The following is a 20024-nucleotide window of genomic DNA, read 5'->3' as shown; positions in this document are numbered from 1 at the left end:
ACGGCCGGCCCGTCACGAGCGGACCGCTCCCCGCGCGCCCGCACACCCGCATCTCGGCGCGCCACACGCATCCCAGGAAGCCAGATGTCCATCTCCGCAACCCAGGCGTCCGCGCCATCCGCCCCGGCCAACTCCCGCGGCCGCGTCCTCTTCGCGAGCCTCGTCGGCACGACGATCGAGTTCTACGACTTCTACGTCTACGCGACGGCCGCCGTGCTCGTGTTCCCGCACCTGTTCTTCCCCACCGGCGACGACACGACGGCCCTGCTGTCGTCGTTCGCCGTCTTCGGCGCCGCGATGGTCGCCCGCCCGATCGGCTCGGTCGTCTTCGGCCACTTGGGCGACAAGCACGGCCGCAAGCTCACGCTCGTCGGTGCCCTGCTCACGATGGGCATCGCGACGTTCCTCATCGGCGTGCTGCCCACGCACGAGCAGGTCGGCTGGTTCGCCGCCGCGCTGCTCGTCGTCATGCGCCTCGCGCAGGGCTTCGCGCTCGGCGGCGAGTGGTCGGGCGCTGCGCTCGTCGCGACCGAGAACGCCCCGGCCGGCAAGCGCGCCTGGTACGGCACGTTCCCGCAGCTTGGCGCGCCGATCGGCTTCATCATCGCCAACGGCCTCTTCCTCATCATCGCCGCGGCGCTGCCGAGCGACGACCCCTCGGTGCCCTCCGAGGCGTTCCTCGCGTGGGGATGGCGCATCCCGTTCCTGTTCTCCGCCGTCATGGTGATCGTGGGCCTCTACGTACGCCTCAAGCTCGTCGAGTCGACGTCGTTCACGAAGGCGAAGGAGACCGGCACGATCCAGCGCCTGCCGCTCGGCACGGTGCTCCGCAGCAACTGGCGCGAGCTCATCCTCGGCACGTTCTTCATGCTCGCGACGTACGTGCTCTTCTACCTGATGACGACATTCTCGCTCACGTTCGGCCGCACGCCGACGGACGCTGCCGTGCCCGGTCTCGGGTACTCGTACAACACCTTCGTCGTCATGCTCATCGTCGGCGTCGTCTTCTTCGGCATCTTCACGCTCGTCTCCGGCCCGCTCGCCGACCGCTTCGGCCGTCGCAAGACGCTCATCGTCGTGACGCTCGCGATCATCGCATTCGGCCTGCTCTGGGTGCCGCTCACGGGCGCCGGCTTCGTCGGCGTGATGCTGTGGCTCATCCTCGGCATGTCGCTCATGGGCTTCACGTTCGGCCCGATGGGCGCACTGCTGCCGGAGCTGTTCCCGACGAACGTGCGCTACACGGGCTCGGGCATCTCGTACAACGTCTCGTCGATCCTCGGCGCCGCGGTCGCGCCGTTCATCGCGGTGGCGCTCTGGACCGCGGGCGGCGGGAGCGTCTTCTGGGTCGGGGTCTACCTCGCCGGTGCAGGTGCCCTGACGCTCGTCGCGCTGCTCATCTCGAAGGAGACGAAGGACATCGACATCGAGCGCTGACGCGCGATCGGATGCGCCCGCCCGGCGACGACGGCCCGTCACCCTCGCAGGGTGGCGGGCCGTCCGTCGTCGCGCCTCAGACGGCCGGTGCGGAGAGCGCCTGCACCGCCGTGACCGTCGCGAGGCCCGCCGCGAGCCGCTCCATGTCGGTGCCCGGCGCATCCGCCGCCCGGTGCTCGCGGATCGACAGGCGCACCTCGTCGCCGTCGACCTCGGTCATGGTCGTCTGCACGATGCCGAAGGGCGCGAGCGGTGCCGAGACGAGCTCGAGCGCGTCGGCGTCGGCCACGTCGGGCACGTTGACGTTGTGCACCGCGCCCGCGGGCGCGCCGAGCAGGCCGGAGAGCGCGCGACCCGCGATCGCTGCGGCCGTCTCCCAGTGCTCGCCGCCGCCCTCGCGCAGCCCGACGTCGAGCGACACGGCGAGCGCCCGCACGCCGCCCTGCCCGGCGGTGAGCGCGGCACCGACGGTGCCCGAGTGCAGGATGGCGCTCCCCACGTTGGCGCCGCGATTGATGCCGCTCAGCACGACGTCGGGCACCGGCCCGAACGAGCCGTGCAGCGCGAGCAGCACGATGAGGGCTGGGGCGGCGTGAACCGCGTGCGCCTCGCCGTCGTGGCCGGCGACGGTGCGCCGCTCGGAGCGCACGGTGCCCTTGCCGCCCGCCGCGGTGACCGCCGTGCCCTGCGTCGCGATGATGGATGCGCTCGCACCGGAGTGCTCCTCGGCCGGGGCGGCGATGACCACCTCGAAGCCCGCATCCGCCGCCGCCCGCGCGAGCGCGGCGAGCCCCGGCGAGTCGATCCCGTCGTCGTTCGTGATGAGCGCGCGCATCAGTCCTCCTCCTCGATCTCGTCCAGCTGCACCTGCTCGGCGATCGCCCGGATCGCCTCCGCGTCGCCCGTGCCGAGCCCCCGGCGCGTCGCGTTCACCGCGCCCGCCGCCGCGCCCATCCGGATCGCGTCGTCGTGCGAGCCACCGACGGCGAGCACGGATGCGACGCCGGCCGCGTACGAGTCGCCGGCGCCGCGCGTGTCGACCGGCTCGAGCTCGGGCGCGGACACGCGCCACGCGCCGCGGTCCCCGACCACGATCGAACCGGCATCGGCGCGGGTGACGGCGACGAGGCCGATGCCCGAGTCGTGCAGCTCGCGCGCGGCGGCGACGAGCTGCGCCTCGTCGTCGCCGTCATCGACGCGGCCGTCGTCGGCGAGCTCCTCGTGGCTCACCTTGAGCGCGTCGACGCCGCCCTCGAGCGCCGCCTCGAGCCGCGGGCCGGCGAGGTCGACGAGCACGGGCGTGCCGAGCGCGCGCACGTCGCTCGCGAGGCGCCGGTAGACGTCGGCCTCGAGCACGTCGTCGCCGTCGGGACCGGAGAGGATGACGAGGTCGGCCTTCGCGGCCTCCCGGAGCGTCGCGGAGTACAGGTCGTCGAGCGCGTGGCGCTCGAGCCGCTCGCCGTCCTCCTCGACGACCGCCACCCGCTCGCCGCCACGCCGATCGTGCACGTAGGCGGGGCTCACGCCCTGCCGCTCGATCGCGACGACCTCGAAGCCCTCGTCGTCGAGCAGGTGCCGCACGACGCGGCCGACCTCGCCGGTGACCGTGCAGGTGAGCACGACGTCGACGCCGAGCGCGGTCAGCATCCGCGCCTGCCACACTCCCTGGCCGCCGACGTGGACGTGCACGTCGGCGTCGTCGTGGAGGTCCTCGATCGTGACGGTCAGCGTCGGGGCGGGGGCGAAGACGAGCACTCGAGCCATGCGGGCCAGCCTAGGCACCGAGCCTGGACGCGACCGGGGTCAGCGCAGGAAGAGCGCCCGCAGCCGCACGGTCGTGAACCACAGCCCGAAGACGATCATGACGGCGAAGTACAGCAGGTGGAGCCAGATCGACGGCTGGATGAGCCCGGTCGTCAGCTGCCGGATCATGTCGACGCCGTGCCACAGCGGCATCGCCTGGATGATCCACTGCAGCCCCTGCGGGTACACCTCGATCGGGAAGAACGTGGCGGAGAGCAGGAACATCGGCATCATCACGAAGTAGACGTAGTCGAGGTGCTGGAACGTCTTCATGTAGCTCGTCACCGCCATCCCGAAGGAGGCGAAGCCGAACGCGATGATGAGGGCCGCCGGGATCGCGAGGATCGCGGTCCACGAGAGGTTGAGCCCCATGAGCGTCGTGACGAGCATGAAGCCGCTCGCGTAGAGCAGCCCGCGGAACAGCGCGAGCAGGATCTCGCCGAGCGCGACGTCGAGCGGGCCGAGCGAGGTCGAGAGCATCTGCTGGTAGAGCTTCGCGAAGTTCATCTTGAAGAAGACGTTCATCGTCGAGTCGTAGACCGCGCCGTTCATGGCGCTCACCGCCATGAGCGCGGGCGCGATGTAGGCGGCGTACGGCACGTCGACGCCGTAGAACTCGACCGCACCGATGAGCGCGCCGAGGCCGATGCCCATCGAGAGCAGGTAGAAGACCGGCTCGAAGAAGCCCGTGACGACGATGAGCCAGTTGTTGCGCGCGATCACCTGCAGGCCGCGGGCGACGACCGAGCGGGTGTTGCCGGCGTAGAGGCCGCGGAGCGGTCCGCGGATGGTGGGCGCAGGCGCCTCGAGCAGCTGCTCGGTCACTTGTCGAGCCTCTTCCTGAAGGTGCGGATCGAGAGCAGGCACGTCACGAGCGCGAGCACGACGAGGAACCCGACGTGCAGGAGCAGCATCGCCGCCGGCAGGGGCGCGCCGTAGAGGGCGGCCCGGCCGAGCTCGGCGGCGTGCCAGAGCGGCGAGATCCAGCCGATCCACTGCAGGAACGCCGGCAGCGTCTCGAGCGGGAAGTAGGTGCCCGAGAAGAGGGTGAGCGGCACGACGACGAAGCGCTCGATGAACGAGAGCTGGCCGCGGTCCTCCGTCTGCGTCGCGACCCACGACATGACGGCGAAGCCGACGGCCGCACCGAGCAGCAGCCCGATCGGCACGAGCAGCAGCGCGCCGAGCGGCGTGCCGATGCCGAACAGCACCATCACGGCCACGAACGCGACGAGCGGCAGCAGCACGCGCACGAGCACCGACACCTGGAAGCCGACCACGATGTGCGCGGCCGAGATCGGGGTGCCGTTCATGGCGAAGAACATCGGGAACCACTTGAAGCCGCCGAACACCCCGTAGGTGTTCTCCTGCGAGGCGGTCTGCATGACGGTCGCCATCGCGAGCGCCGGCGCGAGGAACGTCAGGTACGGCACGCCGTCGACGCCCGTGTCGCCCTGGTTCGCGTCGACGAGCAGGCCGAGCCCGACGCCGAGGCCGAGCAGGTACAGGAACGGCGAGCCGACGCCGATCGCGACCCACGACGCGACGTACGACCGCATCGCGCGAATGCGGTGCTCGGCGACGAACCACCAGCCCCACGTGCGCGAGCTGCGCGCGACCGCGGCGTGGTCGACGCCGTCGACGTCGACGAGGCCGGGGGTCTGCACGTGCGAGCCGCTCATTCGATCAGCGACCTTCCCGTGAGGCGCAGGAACACGTCCTCGAGGCTCGAGCGGCGCACGAGGCTCGTGATGGGCTGCAGCCCGCGCTCGTGCACGGCCGACATCGCGGCCTCGCCGTCGTCGTCGTAGACGAGCACGCGGTCGGGCAGCACTTCGATGCGCGAGCCGATGCCCTCGATCCTCGTCGCGGCCTCTGCGTTGCGGCTCGAGCCGAAGCGCACCTCGAGCACCTCGCGCGTGGAGTACTGCCGGATGAGCGCCGAGGGGCTCCCCTCGGCGACGATCGTGCCCTTGTCGACCACGACGAGCCGGTCGCACAGCTGCTCGGCCTCATCCATGTAGTGCGTCGTCAGCACGAGCGTCGTGCCTTCCTCCTTGAGCCGGAAGAGGCGGTCCCACAGCACGTGGCGCGCCTGCGGGTCGAGGCCGGTGGTCGGCTCGTCGAGCAGCATCGCCTTCGGGCTGTTGATGAGCCCACGCGCGATCGTGAGGCGGCGCTTCATGCCGCCGGAGAGGCCGTCGACGCGCGCCTTGCGCTTCTCGGTGAGCTGGGCGAACTCGAGCAGCTCCTCGGCGCGCCGCTTCACGTACGGCAGCGGCAGCCCGAAGTAGCGGCCGTAGACGATGAGGTTGTCGATGACGCGCAGCTCCTCGTCGAGCTGGTCGGCCTGCGGCACGATGCCGAGCTGGGCGCGGATCTCGGGGCCGTGGCTCTCGGGGTCGAAGCCGAGCACGCGCAGCTCGCCGGAGGTGCGCGTCGACGTCGCTGCGATCATCCGCATCGTCGTCGACTTGCCGGCGCCGTTGGGGCCGAGGAACCCGAACGCCTCCCCCGGCTCGATCGCGAAGTCGATGCCGTCGACCGCGGTGAAGTCGCCGTACTGCTTGCGGAGGCCCTTGGCCTCGATCACGGGTGCTGGCACGAGAGTCAACGGTAGACCGTGCCGCCCACTCGACGCACCACGCCGCGTCGTCAACCGAGGTTGACACATCCGGCCCTTGTCAACCATCATTGACACATGGACAAGGTCACCGCATCGTCGGAGCGACCGCTCGGCGTGCTCGAGCTGCTCTCCGAGACCGCCGCGACTCGCCGCGAGATCGAGCGCGAGGAATCGGCGCTCGTCAGACGCGCGAGAATGGAGGGGTTCCCCTGGCAGGCCATCGCCGACGCGCTCGGCGTCTCGCGCCAGGCGGTCCACAAGAAGCATGGCAAGCGATAGGCCCGCAGATGGGCCGGCAGATGGGACACCACGGCAGATGAGCGAGCGACGCGGCATGTTCGGGCGACGGCGCGGCGCGGACGACGGGCCGCGCGCGAGCGTGCGCGACCTGATGCCGTACCTGTTCCCCAAGAAGGGCCTGCTCGCGGGCGCGATCGTGCTCTCCGTGCTCGGCGCGGGCTTCGCCCTCGCGCAGCCTGCCCTCGCGCAGGAGCTCATCGCGCGCGTCGAGCAGACGCAGCCGCTCGGGTGGCTGCCGGCGCTGCTGCTCGTGATCGTCGTCGTCGGCGCCGTGCTCGACGGCTTCCAGCACTTCCTGCTGCAGGTGCTCGGCGAGCACGTCGTGCTGCGCACCCGGCGGACGCTCGTCGAGCGGATGCTGCGACTGCCGATCGCGCAGTTCGACGAGCGGCGCGTGGGCGACCTCGTGAGCCGGGTCGGCAGCGATACGACGCTGCTGCGAGCCGTGCTGACGCAGGGCCTCGTCGAGTCGGTCGGCGGGCTCCTCACGCTCGTCGGCGCGGTCATCGCCATGCTCATCATCGATCCGCTGCTGCTGGGCCTCACGGTGCTCGTCCTCGCCGGCGCGATCATCGTGATGCTCGCGGTCATGCCCATGCTCACGCGTGCGTCGCGCCAGGCCCAGGAGCAGGTCGGCCACCTCACGAGCGCGCTCGAGCGGGCCATCAGCGCCGTCCGCACCGTTCGCGCGGCCGGCGCGACCGATCGCGAGGTCGCCGGCATCGGCGAGCGCGCGAGCGGCGCGTTCGACGCGGGCGTGCGCGTCGCGCGCATCTCGGCGCTCGTCGTGCCGATCTTCGGCGTCGCGCTGCAGATGGCGTTCCTCGTCGTGCTCGGCGTCGGCGGCCTGCGGGTCGCGACGGGCGAGATCGGCATCTCGCAGCTCGTCGGCTTCCTGCTGTTCCTCTTCCTCATGATCATGCCGCTCGGCCAGCTGGCCGGGGCGATCTCGGCCGTGAGCGTCGCGCTCGGCGCGCTCGGGCGCATCCAGGAGATCGTCCGGCTGCCGGGCGAGACGGATGCCGACGCCGACGTCGCGCTCGAGCCCGCTGCGGGCGCGCCGATGGTCGCGTTCGACCGCGTCACCTTCGGCTACCCCTCGGCCGACGATCCGCGCACGGTGCTCGAGGACGTCTCGTTCTCGGTGCCCGCCGGCACCCGCACCGCGCTCGTCGGGCCGTCGGGCGCGGGCAAGTCGACGACCTTCTCGCTCATCGAGCGCTTCTACGACGCGAGCGACGGCCGGGTGCTCGTCGGCGGCGCCGACGTGCGCGACGTCGATCGCGCATCCCTGCGCGCGCTCGTCGGCTACGTCGAGCAGGACGCGCCCGTGCTCGCCGGCTCGCTGCGCGACAACCTGCGGCTCGGCGCGCCCGAGGCGACCGACGAGCAGCTGCTCGCGGCGCTCGAGGCGGTGAACCTGGGCGACCTCGTGCGGCGCGCGGGCGCGGGCCTCGGCGCGGAGGTCGGCGAGGGCGGCGTGCTGCTCTCGGGCGGTGAGCGCCAGCGGCTCGCGATCGCTCGCGCGCTGCTCTCGGCGACGCCCATCCTGCTGCTCGACGAGTCGACGGCCAACCTCGACGCCCGCAACGAGGCGTCGCTCAAGGCGGCGCTCGACGTCGCGAGCGAGGGTCGCACGACGCTCGTGATCGCGCACCGGCTCGCGACCGTCGTCGACGCCGACCAGATCGTCGTGATCGACCGGGGCCGGGTGCTCGCTCGCGGCACGCACACCGAGCTGCTCGACTCGTCGCCGCTCTACCGGGAGCTCGCGACGCACCAGCTGCTGGCCCCCGCCGCCTGATCGCCGGGGCGCGCGCCCCGCGAGCCGGTTGAGCGTCTGCGTCCGAGTTGCCCTTCACTCGGACGCAGAGCCTCAACGGGCGAGGGCTCAGCGACGACGAAGGGCCGGCCCGCGTGTGCGGACCGGCCCTTCGTGCGTCAGATCAGGCGAACGGGTTGGGCATGAGCGTGTACTTCGTCTCGAGGTACTCGTGGATGCCCTCGGCGCCGCCCTCGCGGCCGAGGCCCGACTGCTTGACGCCGCCGAACGGGCCGGCCGCGTTCGAGACGACGCCCACGTTGAGGCCCATCATGCCGGTGTCGATGCGGTCGATCATGCGCTGGCCGCGCTTGGCGTCCTCGGTGAAGACGTAGCCGACGAGGCCGTACTCCGTGTCGTTCGCGAGCCGCACCGCGTCGTCCTCGGTCGCGAAGCGCTGGATGGCGACGACCGGGCCGAAGATCTCCTCGATCGAGACGGCCATCTGCGCCGTCACGGCGTCGAGCACGGTCGGCTCGAAGAACGAGCCGGGCCCGTCGATCGCCTTGCCGCCGGTGACGAGGGTCGCGCCGTCGGAGACCGCGGCGTCGACGAGGCGCACCGCGTTGTCGACGGCCTTGTCCTCGACGAGCGGGCCGATCGTGACGCCCTCCTCGGTGCCGCGGCCGATCTTCATGCCCTTCACCGCATCCCCGATGCGCTTCGCGAACTCGTCGGCGACCGACTCGTGCACGATGAAGCGGTTCGCGGCGGTGCAGGCCTGGCCGATGTTGCGGAACTTCGCGAGCAGCGCGCCCTCGACCGCCTTGTCGAGGTCGGCGTCGTCGAAGACGACGAACGGCGCGTTGCCGCCGAGCTCCATCGACGCCTTGAGCACGTTGTCGGCCGCGAGCTTCAGCAGCTGCACGCCGACGGGCGTCGAGCCCGTGAACGAGACCTTGCGCAGGCGCGGGTCGGCGAGCAGCTTCTCGGAGAGCGCGCCGGTCGACTTCGTCGTGATGACGTTGACGACGCCCTTCGGCAGGCCCGCCTCCTCGAGCAGCGCGACGAGGGCGAGCGTCGTGAGCGGCGTGAGGGTCGCGGGCTTGACGACCGCCGTGCAGCCGGCGGCGAGCGCGGGCCCGAGCTTGCGGGTCGCCATCGCGAGCGGGAAGTTCCAGGGGGTGATGAGGAAGCACGGGCCGACCGGGCGGTGCGTGACGATCATCTGGCCGGTGCCCTCGGGCGTCATCGTGTAGCGGCCATCGATGCGCACGGCCTCCTCCGAGAACCAGCGCAGGAACTCGCCGCCGTAGGCGACCTCGCCGCGCGCCTCGGCGAGGGGCTTGCCCATCTCGAGCGTCATGAGGAGCGCGAACTCCTCCTTGCGCTCCTGGAGCAGGTCGAACGCCTTGCGGAGGATCTCGCCGCGCACGCGCGCGGGCGTGCGCGCCCACGACTCCTGCGCCTCGACGGCCGCATCGAGCGCGCGCACGCCGTCCTCGACGGAGCCGTTCGCGATCTGCTTGATGACCTCGCCGGTCGCGGGATCGCGCACGTCGATCGTGCCCTGCTCGCCGTCGATCCACTCGCCGCCGATGAACAGCTGGCCGCGGACGCTGTCCAGGACCTGGGACTCGGTGCCGGTGGTGACGGTCATGGGGACTCCTTCGTCGAGAGGAACGGTGCGATCGTATACGATCACCCGGCCGTTGCGCCAGGGTGGTCGACCCTGCGCACAAGCCTACGCGTCGACGCGTTCCCGCTCCTCCTGGGGGTCGGCCGATCGCGCGTGCTTGCCCGCCGCGCCGTCCTTCGCGAGCTTCGACGGCCACCACGTCTTCGGACCGATCTCGAGCGCGAGCGCCGGCACGAGCAGCGACCGCACGATCGTCGTGTCGATGAGCACGCCGAGCGCGACGATGATCGCGAGCTGCAGCAGGAACAGCACGGGGATGACGCCGAGCGCGGCGAACGTCGCCGCGAGCACGATGCCCGCCGAGGTGATGACGCCACCCGTCACCCGCAGGCCGCGCAGCACGCCGCGGCGGTGCCCGATGACGGCGACCTCTTCGCGCACCCGCGTCATGAGGAAGATGTTGTAGTCGACGCCGAGGGCGACGAGGAACACGAAGGCGAACAGCGGCACCGACGGATCCATGGCCGGGATGCCGAGCGCCGAGAGGATGAGCGCACCCACGCCGAGCGCGGTGCCGTACGACAGCACGGTGGTCGCGAGCAGCAGCAGCGCGGCGACGATCGAGCGCAGCAGCAGCATGAGGATGAGCGAGATGACCGCGAGCACGATCGGGATGATGAGCAGCAGGTCGCGCGTCGCCGCGTCGTTCGTGTCGATCGCGGTCGCGGTCGGTCCACCGACGATCGCGTCGGCGGAGGTCGCGTCCACGACATCGCGGACCTCGCGGACGACCGCCTGTGCGGCATCCGAGTCGGGAGCGTCGACGAGCGTCGCCTGCATCAGCACCCGGCCGTCGACGACCGTCGGCGTCGCGGAGGCGAAGGGCGACTGGGGGTCGACCGGCAGCGGAATCGAGCCCGACGGCGAGTCCTCGCTCGCCAGCGCGAGGCTCTCGACGCCCTCGATGTCGCCGAGTGCCTCGGCGACCGCGTCCTGGTCGTCCTCGGGCACGACGATCTGCGTCGGGCTGCCGGAGCCGCCGGGGTAGTGCGCCGAGAGCAGCTCCTGGCCGTCGCGGGCCTCCGACTCCCCGACGACGAACTCGCTCGAGGGGACGCCGTTCGCCTGCAGCTGCGTGATGCCGGCGGCGCCGGCGGCGAGCACGAGGGCCGTCACGATCCAGACCGAACGGCTGCGGCGGTCGACGAGTCGCGCCACCGCGCCCCACAGGCCCTTGCCCTCGGGCTTGGTGCGGGGGCGCTCGGGCGTCGGCGCGACCGGCCAGAAGGCGACGCGGCCGAAGGCCAGCAGGAGCGCGGGCAGCAGCGTGAGGCCCGCGAGGATCGATGTCGCGATGCCGATCGCGGCGACCGGGCCGAGCTGCTGGTTGGTGACGAGGTCGCTGAGCAGCAGGCAGAGGAGGCCCGCGATGACGGTGCCGCCCGAGGCGATGATCGGCTCGGTCGCGCCGCGCAGCGCGGCGAGCGTCGCCTCCCAGCGCGATCGGGTCTGCCCGAGCGCCTCGCGGAAGCGCGCCGTGTAGAGCAGCGCGTAGTCGGTCGCGGCGCCGACGACGAGGATGAAGAGGATGCCCTGCGTCTGGCCGCTCAGCGTGAGGATCTCGGCCTGCGCGAGCGCGAAGACGATGAGGATCGCGAGGCAGAGCGCCGAGACCGAGGTGAACAGCACGAGCACGGGCAGCAGCGGCGAGCGGTAGACGAGCACGAGGATGACGAACACCGCGCCGAGGGCGACGAGCAGGAGCAGGCCGTCGATGCCGGCGAACGCCGCCCCGATGTCGGCGGCGAAGCCTGCCGGTCCGGTGACCGCGGCCTGCACGCCCTCGCCCAGGTCGGCTGCGGCGACCTCGGCGCGCAGCGCTTCGGTGTAGGTCGAGAGCTCCTCGGATGAGCCGGTGCCGTCGAGCAGCGCGACCACCTGCGCCGCCTGGCCGTCCTCGCTCGGCACGACCGGCGAGGTCTCGACGACACCCTCGAGACCGGCGAGCGTCTCCTGCAGCGACGTCACTGCTCCGAGCGTGGTTGCGTCGAGCTCGGTGTCGGCGGCGACCACCACGATCGCCGGCACCTCGTCGGCGCCCAGGAACTCGGGCAGCAGCGCCTGGACCTCGGTCGACTCCGCGCTCGCGGGCAGGAAGCTCGTCTGGTCGTTCGAGACGACCGTCGAGAGCCGCCCGAAGGTCGGGCCACCGATGCCGGCCGCGGCGAGCCAGCCGAGGATGAGGACGGCGGGGATGAGCACCCGCAGCCAGGCGGGTACCCCACGACGGGTGGGGCGATCGGACGTGCGCGAGGAAGCCATGCAGGCAGACTACTTGTTGCTGGCTAACTAATCAAAAAATGAAGGACGGCGAGTCGCGGTCTCCTCGGCCGACCGCATCAGTGGCGTCGCACCACCTCGACGCCACCGTCGCGCATCTCGTCGAGCGCGGTCTGGCGCGTCTCGGGCGTGACCGCAGAGGTCAGTGCATCGATGACGCGCACCCGGATGCCCGCGAGCGCCGCGTCGAGCGCCGACGCCTTCACGCAGTAGTCGGTCGCGATGCCGACGACGTCGAGCTCGTCGACGCCCTGCTCCTCGAGCACCTCGCCGAGCGTCTCCTCGTCGTCGGTCACGCCCTCGAACGCGGAGTAGGCGGGCTTGCCCTGCCCCTTCTTGACGTGCACGTCGATCGCGAGCGCGTCGAGCGCCCGGTGGTAGTCGGCACCGGGCGTGCCGGCGACGCAGTGCACGGGCCACGTGTCGACGAAGTCGGGCTCGCCCGCCGCGAAGTGGCCGCCGTTGTCGCCATGGGCGTCGTGCCAGTCGCGGCTCGCGACGACGAGCGAGTACGGGTGCGAGCGGAGGTGCTCGGTGATGGCGGCGGCGACGGCCGCGCCGCCCTCCGTGGCGAGGGCGCCGCCCTCGGTGAAGTCGTTCTGCACGTCGACGATGAGGATTGCACGGGTCATGCCTGCAGGGTACCGAGCGGCCGGCTGCGCACATGCGAAGAGCCCCGCTGGTGCGGGGCTCTTGACGGTGCCGCCTCGGAGAATCGAACTCCGGACCTATTCATTACGAGTGAATCGCTCTGCCGACTGAGCTAAGGCGGCGTGCCGAGGCACGATCAACGATCATAGCGCACCCGAGCGCCCTCCACGACGCCCGCGGCGTCCCCTGCGAGGCGGACCGTCGCGGCGCGAGCCGCGCGAGAGCGCTAGACGGAGCGCCAGTCGTCGCTGCGCAGGTGCGAGCCGGCCTGCGGTCCCATCTGCAGCATCCCGCCGTCGACCACGAGCGACGTGCCCGTGACGTAGGAGGCGGCCGGTGAGGCGAGGAACGCGATGACGGATGCCACCTCTCGCGCGTCGCCCGGCCGACCGATCGGGATCCCGGGCCGTGCCGCTTCGTGCGGGTCGTCGTCGGTCTGGCCGGTCATCGGCGTCGCGATCTCGCCGGGCGCGACGGTGTTGGCGGTGATACCGTGCGCTCCGAGCTCGAGCGCCGCGGTCTTGATGAGGCCGCCGAGCCCGTGCTTCGCGGCGTCGTAGGCGCTCGAGCCGACGCGCGGCTGGTGCTCGTGCACGCTCGAGACGGCGATGATCCGGCCGCCCGCGCCGCCGGCGACCATTCGGCGAGCCGCGCGCTGGATGCACACGAACGCCCCGTCGAGGTCGGTCGTGACGATGCGGTCCCACTCGTCGTACTCGAGGTCGAGCAGCGGCGTCGCGCTCCCGGTCCCCGCGTTGTTCACGAAGACGTCGAGCCCACCCAGCTCGTCGCTCAGCCGATCGATCACGTCGCCGCACGCGGGGATGTCGGTGGTGTCGAGCTGCGCCACCGCTGCCCGCACAGTCGCTCAGCCGGGCACCGTACGACCGGCGCCTGCGAGGGGGCTCCGCTCTCCCTGCGCGTTCGCTCGGCTCGTCCGCCCAGGCCGCGCCGGGCTCAGCAGTCGATCTGCGCCGTCAGTGCCGTACCGGTGAGGAAGTAGTCGTTCACGGGTCGGTCGACGCACTCGTTGCCGACGAAGTACTGGCCGTGACCCTCGGCATCCACCGAGATGAGCACGCCCGACTCGAGCATCGCGGCGAGGTCGACCGCCTGCTGGTAGGGCGTCGCCGGGTCGTTGATGCCGCCGATGACGATGATCGGCGCGGCGCCGGGTGCGCTGATCTCGTGCGGCTCGCGCGTGGCCTCGAAGGGCCAGCCGGCGCAGCTGCCGAGGCCGACGAAGTCGGGGCCGAGCGTCGGCGCGGCTGCCATGATCTGCTCCGCGTTCGCGCGCACCTCGTCGAAGTCGGTGATCGCCGGGTAGTCGAGGCAGTTGACCGCGATGAGCGTCTCGAGGGAGTTGTCGGCGAACGTGCCGTCGGGGTTCACGCCGTAGTAGTCGTCGGCCTCGACGAAGGCCGACTCGCCGCTGCCGGCCGAGACGTCGCTCAGCACCTCGCGCAGCGTCGCCCACTGCGCGTCGGCGTAGAGGTTCGCGGCGATCGCCGTGAAGAGCGCGCTCGAGCCCAGCTGCCGCCCGTCGGCGACGGGGATCGGCGCCGTGTCGAGCCGGTCGAGCAGCTCGCGCGTCTGCTGCAGCGCGTCCTCCTTCGTGCCCTGGAAGGGGCAGTCGTCCTGCTGCAGGCAGTCGGCGACGAAGTTGCCGTACGCGAGCTCGAAGCCGGCCGCCTGGTACAGGGTGCCGTCGAAGTCGGTGGAGTCGGGGGCGACGGCGGCGTCGAGCACGAAGCGGCCGACGTTCTCGGGGAACAGGTCGGCGTAGGTGGCGCCGATGAGCGTGCCGTACGAGACACCGAGGTAGTTCAGCTGCTGCTCGCCGAGCAGCGCGCGCAGCAGGTCGAGGTCGCTCGCCACCTGCTCGGTGCCGATGTGCTCGAGCAGCGGACCGGTGTGCTCGAGGCAGGAGTCGCCGAACCACTGGGCATCGGCGAGCTGGCGCTCGAGGTCCTCGTCGCTGAGCGGCTCGGGCTGCGGCCCCTCGGGGATCTCCCACAGCCAGTCGTATAGCTCCTGCGGGTCGTCGTAGCACGAGATGGGCGTCGAGCCCGCGACGCCGCGGGGGTCGAAGCCGACGAGGTCGTAGTGCTCGCGCACCTCGGGCCGCAGCAGGTAGTCGGCGTACTGCTGCACGTACTCGACCCCGGATGCGCCCGGCCCGCCGGGGTTGTAGAGGATCGCGCCGCGGCGCTCACCGGTCGCGGGCGCGACCGTGACCGCGAGGTCGATCGTCTCGGCGCCCACGTCGAACCAGTCCATGGGCGCGCTCACCGTGCCGCACCAGTTGGCGCCGCAGTCCTGCCAGTCGACGTCCTGCTCGAAGTAGCCCTCGAGCTCTGGGGCGACGTCCTCGCCCGTCGGGCTCCAGCTCGGGGCGCCGTCCGTGCTCGGCGCTGCTCCCGAGGGCAGCGGCGGCGGCAGGATGACGCACCCCGACAGCGCGATCGCCGCCGTGGCGACGGCGGCGAGAGCGGCGAGGTGGCGGCGGGTGCGAGGCATGGGTCCAACGGTACGCGGGGCCGGCCGTGCTCGAGCCCCGATCGGGGTCGCGCGAGGTTGTCAGCGGCGCTGCGCGGCCCGCGCGGCGCGCACGAGCATCGCCTCGAGCGCGAGCACCGGGGGCACGTTCGCCTCGATGCGCTCCCGCGCGACGCGGATGCTGTCGAGCACGTCGATCACCGCGGCCCGGTGCAGGAAGTCGGCGGCGGCGAGCACCGTGGGCCGCATCGCCTCGTTGACGAGCTCGCGCCCGACGCCGAGCTGGGTCATGAGGATGTCGCGGTAGAGCGAGAGCAGGTCGACGAGGATGCGGTCGACGCCGTCGCGCATGCCGCGCTTCGCCCGCTGCTTCTGCGCGTCCTCGAGCTCCTTCAGCTGCCGCCGCAGTGCCGGGGGCACGGTGCCGCCCGGCTCGATGCCGAGCTGGTGCAGCGCTTGCGCCCGCTCGGCCTCGTCCTTCTCGGCCGAGAGGGCGTCGGCATCGGCGGTCGCGATCTCGACGTAGCGCGCTGCGGCGAGCACGGCCGACGCCGCGGTCGACACCCGCATCGCGATCTGCAGCGTCTCGGCCCTGCGCGCCCGCGCCTCGTCGCTCGTCGCGAGCCTGCGGGCCATGCCGATGTGGCTCTGCGCCTCGCGCGCCGCGCGCTCGGCGACCTCGGGCGAGACGCCGTCGCGGTCGACGAGCAGCTGCGCCACCTCGCGCGGGTCGGGCACCTGCAGCGTGAGCGTCCGCACGCGCGAGCGGATGGTCGGCAGCAGGTCTGCCTCGCTCGGCGCGCAGAGGATCCACACGGTCTCGGGCGGCGGCTCCTCGAGCGCCTTCAGCAGCGCGTTCGAGGTGCGCTCCGCCATGCGGTCGGCGTCCTCGACGACGATGACGCGGTACCGCGCGCTCGACGGGGCGAGCGAGGCGCGCTGCACGACCGAGCGCGCCTGGGCGATCGTGATGAGCACGCCCTCGGTCGACAGCGTCACGAGGTCGGGGTGGGTGCGCGCCTCGACGAGCGTCGCGACCCGCTCGTCGATGCCGGACGGATCCGACAGCAGCGCGGCGGCGAACGCGTACGCGAGGTTGGAGCGGCCCGAGCCGGGAGGGCCCGTCAGCAGCCACGCGTGCGTCATCGCGCCGGAGCCGTCGACGCCAGGATCGACGGCTGCGGCGCGCTGCAGCTGCGCGACGGCGTCGGCCTGGCCGACGATCGCGCTCCAGCCGACCGTCATGCGCGCCTCCTCGTCCGTGGCCGTCATCGCCGGGCGATCAGCCGTTCGCGTCGAGCATCGCACGCACGTGCGACACGACGCGCGCGTGCACCTCCTCGGCGGTGCCCGAAGCGTCGACCACGGCGAAGCGATCCGGCTCGGCCGCCGCGAGCTCGAGGTAGGCGGCGCGCACGCGCTGGGCGAAGTCGTCCCCCGTCTCCTCGAGCCGGTCGTAGGGCGCGTCCGCGCGAGCGGCCATCCGCTCCCGCCCCGCGGCGGGATCGATATCGAGCAGGATCGTGAGGTCGGGCAGCAGTCCGTCGGTCGCCCAGAGCGAGAGGTCGCGGACCTGTCCCCCGTCGAGCTCGCGGCCGGCACCCTGGTAGGCGACGGACGAGTCGAGGTAGCGATCCTGGAGCACGACCTCGCCGCGCTCGAGCGCGGGCCGCACGAGCGTCGCGACGTGGTGCGCGCGATCGGCGGCGTACAGCAGCGCCTCGGCGCGCGGGGCGACGTGCCCCTCGGTGTGCTGCACGAGCCGGCGGATCTCCACCCCGAGCTCGGTGCCGCCGGGCTCGCGCGTGCGCACGACCGTGCGCCCCTGCCCCTCGAGCCACGCGTGCAGCAGGCCGATCTGCGTCGTCTTGCCCGAGCCGTCGCCGCCTTCGAGCGTGATGAACGCCCCGGTCACGACGCGTCGGCGCTCGGCTTCGGCGCGGGCTTCTTCGCGGCAGGCTTCTTCGCGGCGGTCGTCTTGGCTGCCGTCGCCTTGGCGGCCGGCTTCTTGGCCGCGGGCTTCTTCGCCGCCGGCTTCTTCGCTGCCGGCTTCTTCGCTGCCGCCTTGCGCACCGGCTTCTTGGCCGGCCCCTTGTCGCGCTTGATCTGCAGCAGCTCGACGGCACGCTCGAACGTGACCGACTCGACCTCCTCGCCGCGCGGGATGGTCGCATTCGTCTCGCCGTCGGTGACGTAGGGGCCGAAGCGGCCGTCGCGCAACTTGATCGGCTTGCCCGAGACGGGGTCGGCGTCGAACTCCTTCAGCGCGCTGGCGGCCTTGCGAGCGCCGTACTTCGGCTGCGCGAACTTCTCGACCGCCTGCTCGAGCGTGATCGAGAAGATCTGGTCCTCCTCCTCGAGCGACCGCGTGTCGGTGCCCTTCGAGAGGAACGGGCCGTAGCGGCCCGGGCGCGCGGTGATCTCGACGCCCGACTCCGGATCGATGCCGACGACGCGCGGCAGGCTCAGCAGTCGGAGGGCCGTCTCGAGGTCGACCGACTCGGGCTCCATCGCCTTGAAGAGGGATGCGCGGCGCGGCTTGGGCGCGGCCTTCCCCTTCTTGGGCACGACGGGCTTGCCCTCGTCGTCGAGCTCGACCGGCAGCGCCTCCTCGATGTATGGGCCGAAGCGGCCGTTCTTGACCACGACATCGAGCCCGGTCTCGGGGTGCTGGCCGAGCACGCGGTCCTGCACCGGCTCGGCCGAGAACAGCTCCTCCGCCTTCTCTGGCGTGAGCTGGTCGGGCGTGAGGTCCTCGGGGATGTTCGCGCGCTTCACCTCGCCGTCGGGGCCGGTGCCCTCGAGGTACGGGCCGTACTGGCCGACGCGCAGCGTCACGCCCTCGGCGACCGGGATCGAGTTGACGGCGCGCGCATCGATGTCGCCGAGGTTCGCGACGGTGCTCTGCAGGCCGGGGTGCTCGGGGCTGCCGAAGTAGAAGCGCTGCAGCCAGTCCTGCCGGTCGAGCTCGCCGTCGGCGATGCGGTCGAGGTCGGCGAGCATCTCGGCGGTGAAGTCGTAGTCGACGTAGTCGCCGAGGTTGTCCTCGAGCAGCTTGATGGTCGAGAACGCGATCCAGTTCGGCACGAGCGCGCCGCCGCGCTGCGTGACGAAACCGCGCCGCACGATGGTGTCGATGATCGACGCGTACGTCGAGGGCCTGCCGATCTCGAGCTCCTCGAGCGCCTTCACGAGGCTCGCCTCGGTGTAGCGCGGCGGCGGCGTGGTCGCGTGCTCCTTGCGCTCGAGCTCGTCGAGGCCCAGCGGGTCGCCCTGCTTGACGTCGGGCAGCGTCGCCTCGCCCTGCGCGGTGTCGGTGGCCGCCTCGTCGGCGTACCTGGCCGCATCCGACGACTCCTCGTAGGCCTGCAGGAAGCCGGGCTCGGTGATGACGGTGCCGGATGCGGTGAACTCGGCGATGCCGCGGCTCGTCCTGTCGGAGGCGATCGTGATGGTCGCGGTCGAGCCCGTCGCGTCGATCATCTGGCTCGCGACGGTGCGCTTCCAGATGAGCTCGTAGAGGCGCTGCTCGTTCGGCGTGAGCGAGCCCTTGACGTCGCGCGGCGTGCGGAACTGCTCGCCCGAGGGGCGGATGGCCTCGTGCGCCTCCTGCGCCGACTTCGACTTGCCGGTGTAGTGGCGAGCGGCGGCCGGAATGGAGCCGGGACCGTAGAGGCTCGTCGCCTGGGCGCGAGCGGCGGCGATCGCCTGCGCCGACAGCGAGGGCGAGTCGGTGCGCATATAGGTGATGTAGCCCTGCTCGTAGAGCGACTGGGCGACCGACATCGTCTGCTTCGCCGAGAGCTTGAGCTTGCGGCCCGCCTCCTGCTGCAGCGTCGAGGTCGTGAACGGCGCCGACGGACGACGACGGTAGGGCTTCGACTCGACGCCCGAGACGGCGAACGCGCTGCGCTCGAGCTCGGTCGCGAGCGTCTCGGCGGCCTCGGCGTCGAGCACCGTGCGGACGCCCTTGATCTGGCCGCGGTCGTCGAAGTCGCTGCCGGTCGCGACGCGCGCGCCGTCGAGCCGCACGAGGCGAGCGCCGAAGGCGGCTCCCTCGGCCTCGAACCGAGCGGTGAGGCTCCAGTAGCCGGCCGAGACGAACGCCATGCGCTCGCGCTCGCGGTCGACGATGAGCCGCGCGGTGGGCGACTGCACGCGGCCGGCCGACAGGCCCTGCCGCACCTTGCGCCACAGCACCGGGCTGACCTCGTAGCCGTACAGGCGGTCGAGGATGCGGCGGGTCTCCTGCGCGTCGACGAGCGGCATGTTGAGCTCGCGCATCGAGTCCTTGGCCTGCTGGATCGCGTCCTCGGTGATCTCGTGGAACACCATGCGCTTCACGGGCACCTTGGGCTTGAGCACCTCGAGCAGGTGCCACGCGATGGCCTCGCCCTCGCGGTCCTCATCCGTCGCGAGGATGAGCTCGTCGGCGTCCTTGAGCGCCTTCTTCAGCTCGGCGACAGTCTTCTTCTTCTCGTCGCTCACGACGTAGTACGGAGCGAAGCCGTTGTCGACGTCGACGGCGAACTTGCCGTACGACCCCTTCTTCAGCTCGGCCGGCAGGTCGCGCGGGCTGACGAGGTCGCGGATGTGGCCCACGGAGGCCAGCACCTGGTATCCCTCGCCGAGGTACCGCTCGATCGTCTTTCCCTTCGCCGGGGACTCGACGATGACGAGCTTCTTGCCCATGCTCACGCTCACTGCTTCTTCGTTGGGGGGTTTCGGCCCGACAGGGCCATGCCTCGCCACAATACACACGGTGTCATGGTGCGCCGCCTGCGGGCGGACCGGCGATCGCGGTCGCGGATGCCGTGAGCGGGCCGACCGGGACGGCCGTCGCGACGCGCGCATCGAGACCGTCGAGCACGCAGGCGGAGAGCCTTGCACCGCTCGCCGCTGCGACCGCTTGCGCGAGCGCGCACGGGCTGCCGTCGGCGTATCCCGCGAGCGCATCGGCGGCCGCG

At 71.8% G+C, this 20024-nt stretch carries 15 protein-coding genes, 1 tRNA gene and 2 pseudogenes; 3 read left to right on the top strand and 15 right to left on the bottom strand.

Annotated elements, in window-relative coordinates; genetic code table 11:
• The first annotated feature begins 84 nt into the window (after positions 1–84).
• Positions 85–1437: an MFS transporter gene (locus ABD106_RS12005; RefSeq protein WP_343920644.1), complete on the top strand. Its 1353-nt coding sequence runs from the start codon at positions 85–87 to the stop codon at positions 1435–1437.
• A 76-nt stretch (positions 1438–1513) separates the two neighbouring features.
• On the opposite strand, the gene surE is transcribed toward ABD106_RS12005, so the two are convergent.
• The 5 genes from surE to ABD106_RS11980 are packed head-to-tail and all read right to left on the bottom strand — an operon-like array spanning position 1514 to position 5845.
• On the bottom strand, positions 1514–2272 hold the full coding sequence (gene surE / locus ABD106_RS12000; RefSeq protein WP_343920642.1) for a 5'/3'-nucleotidase SurE: 759 nt from the start codon (positions 2270–2272) through the stop codon (positions 1514–1516).
• On the bottom strand, positions 2272–3201 hold the full coding sequence (locus ABD106_RS11995) for a 1-phosphofructokinase family hexose kinase (protein ID WP_343920640.1): 930 nt from the start codon (positions 3199–3201) through the stop codon (positions 2272–2274). The genes surE and ABD106_RS11995 overlap by 1 nt, the downstream gene beginning before the upstream one ends.
• Positions 3202–3240: 39 nt before the next feature.
• Complete coding sequence (locus ABD106_RS11990; protein ID WP_343920638.1) at positions 3241–4065, bottom strand: ABC transporter permease; 825 nt, start codon at positions 4063–4065, stop codon at positions 3241–3243.
• A complete protein-coding gene (locus ABD106_RS11985; protein WP_343920636.1) occupies positions 4062–4922 on the bottom strand; it encodes an ABC transporter permease in 861 nt (286 codons plus the stop codon). The genes ABD106_RS11990 and ABD106_RS11985 overlap by 4 nt, the downstream gene beginning before the upstream one ends.
• Positions 4919–5845, bottom strand: a complete 927-nt coding sequence (locus ABD106_RS11980) for an ABC transporter ATP-binding protein (RefSeq protein WP_343920634.1) — start codon at positions 5843–5845, stop codon at positions 4919–4921. Before ABD106_RS11980 ends, ABD106_RS11985 begins: the two co-directional genes overlap by 4 nt.
• Positions 5846–5941: 96 nt before the next feature.
• On the opposite strand from ABD106_RS11980, the gene ABD106_RS11975 reads away from it, so the two are divergent.
• On the top strand, positions 5942–6145 hold the full coding sequence (locus tag ABD106_RS11975; RefSeq protein ID WP_343920632.1) for an AsnC family protein: 204 nt from the start codon (positions 5942–5944) through the stop codon (positions 6143–6145).
• 37 nt (positions 6146–6182) lie between these two features.
• Positions 6183–7970, top strand: a complete 1788-nt coding sequence (locus ABD106_RS11970; RefSeq protein ID WP_343920630.1) for an ABC transporter ATP-binding protein — start codon at positions 6183–6185, stop codon at positions 7968–7970.
• A gap of 142 nt (positions 7971–8112) precedes the next feature.
• Here ABD106_RS11970 and ABD106_RS11965 read toward each other — a convergent pair whose 3' ends face one another.
• The 10 genes and pseudogenes from ABD106_RS11965 to ABD106_RS11920 all read right to left on the bottom strand — a co-directional run.
• Positions 8113–9588, bottom strand: a complete 1476-nt coding sequence (locus tag ABD106_RS11965; RefSeq protein WP_343920628.1) for an NAD-dependent succinate-semialdehyde dehydrogenase — start codon at positions 9586–9588, stop codon at positions 8113–8115.
• Between the two features lie 84 nt (positions 9589–9672).
• Positions 9673–11889 carry an MMPL family transporter gene (locus ABD106_RS11960; protein WP_343920626.1) on the bottom strand — a complete coding sequence of 739 codons (2217 nt, stop codon included), beginning with the start codon at positions 11887–11889 and terminating at the stop codon, positions 9673–9675.
• Positions 11890–11966: 77 nt separating this feature from the next.
• A complete protein-coding gene (locus ABD106_RS11955) occupies positions 11967–12539 on the bottom strand; it encodes an isochorismatase family protein (RefSeq protein ID WP_343920624.1) in 573 nt (190 codons plus the stop codon).
• Positions 12540–12607: 68 nt separating this feature from the next.
• Positions 12608–12680 (bottom strand) — tRNA-Thr (locus tag ABD106_RS11950).
• Between the two features lie 104 nt (positions 12681–12784).
• A pseudogene (locus ABD106_RS11945) lies at positions 12785–13417 on the bottom strand (SDR family oxidoreductase); the annotation flags it as partial.
• A 98-nt stretch (positions 13418–13515) separates the two neighbouring features.
• Positions 13516–15078, bottom strand: a complete 1563-nt coding sequence (locus ABD106_RS11940) for an alpha/beta hydrolase (RefSeq protein WP_343920622.1) — start codon at positions 15076–15078, stop codon at positions 13516–13518.
• A gap of 60 nt (positions 15079–15138) precedes the next feature.
• Positions 15139–16329, bottom strand: a complete 1191-nt coding sequence (locus ABD106_RS11935) for a DNA polymerase III subunit delta' (RefSeq protein WP_343920620.1) — start codon at positions 16327–16329, stop codon at positions 15139–15141.
• Between the two features lie 10 nt (positions 16330–16339).
• Positions 16340–16972 (bottom strand): dTMP kinase, encoded by a 633-nt coding sequence (gene tmk, locus ABD106_RS11930; RefSeq protein ID WP_343920618.1) that lies wholly within the window; start codon positions 16970–16972, stop codon positions 16340–16342.
• Positions 16969–19749 carry a type I DNA topoisomerase gene (gene topA, locus ABD106_RS11925; protein ID WP_425545757.1) on the bottom strand — a complete coding sequence of 927 codons (2781 nt, stop codon included), beginning with the start codon at positions 19747–19749 and terminating at the stop codon, positions 16969–16971. Before topA ends, tmk begins: the two co-directional genes overlap by 4 nt.
• Positions 19750–19822: 73 nt before the next feature.
• Positions 19823–20024 (bottom strand): annotated as a pseudogene (locus ABD106_RS11920) (helicase); the annotation flags it as partial.

Origin of the sequence: Agrococcus citreus (assembly GCF_039527715.1) — a bacterium.
Taxonomy (GTDB): domain Bacteria; phylum Actinomycetota; class Actinomycetes; order Actinomycetales; family Microbacteriaceae; genus Agrococcus; species Agrococcus citreus.
The sequence above is the reverse complement of the archived record's forward strand: the minus strand, read 5'-3'. Positions and strand labels throughout refer to the sequence as shown.

What these genes read in the sequence shown, in the direction of transcription:
- ABD106_RS12005 (WP_343920644.1), top strand. Translation starts at nt 85, where the DNA reads ATGTCCATCTCCGCAACCCAGGCGTCCGCGCCATCCGCCCCGGCCAAC.
- surE (WP_343920642.1), bottom strand. Translation starts at nt 2,272, where the DNA reads ATGCGCGCGCTCATCACGAACGACGACGGGATCGACTCGCCGGGGCTC.
- ABD106_RS11995 (WP_343920640.1), bottom strand. Translation starts at nt 3,201, where the DNA reads ATGGCTCGAGTGCTCGTCTTCGCCCCCGCCCCGACGCTGACCGTCACG.
- ABD106_RS11985 (WP_343920636.1), bottom strand. Translation starts at nt 4,922, where the DNA reads ATGAGCGGCTCGCACGTGCAGACCCCCGGCCTCGTCGACGTCGACGGC.
- ABD106_RS11975 (WP_343920632.1), top strand. Translation starts at nt 5,942, where the DNA reads ATGGACAAGGTCACCGCATCGTCGGAGCGACCGCTCGGCGTGCTCGAG.
- ABD106_RS11970 (WP_343920630.1), top strand. Translation starts at nt 6,183, where the DNA reads ATGAGCGAGCGACGCGGCATGTTCGGGCGACGGCGCGGCGCGGACGAC.
- ABD106_RS11965 (WP_343920628.1), bottom strand. Translation starts at nt 9,588, where the DNA reads ATGACCGTCACCACCGGCACCGAGTCCCAGGTCCTGGACAGCGTCCGC.
- ABD106_RS11960 (WP_343920626.1), bottom strand. Translation starts at nt 11,889, where the DNA reads ATGGCTTCCTCGCGCACGTCCGATCGCCCCACCCGTCGTGGGGTACCC.
- ABD106_RS11955 (WP_343920624.1), bottom strand. Translation starts at nt 12,539, where the DNA reads ATGACCCGTGCAATCCTCATCGTCGACGTGCAGAACGACTTCACCGAG.
- ABD106_RS11940 (WP_343920622.1), bottom strand. Translation starts at nt 15,078, where the DNA reads ATGCCTCGCACCCGCCGCCACCTCGCCGCTCTCGCCGCCGTCGCCACG.
- ABD106_RS11935 (WP_343920620.1), bottom strand. Translation starts at nt 16,329, where the DNA reads ATGACGGCCACGGACGAGGAGGCGCGCATGACGGTCGGCTGGAGCGCG.
- topA (WP_425545757.1), bottom strand. Translation starts at nt 19,749, where the DNA reads ATGGGCAAGAAGCTCGTCATCGTCGAGTCCCCGGCGAAGGGAAAGACG.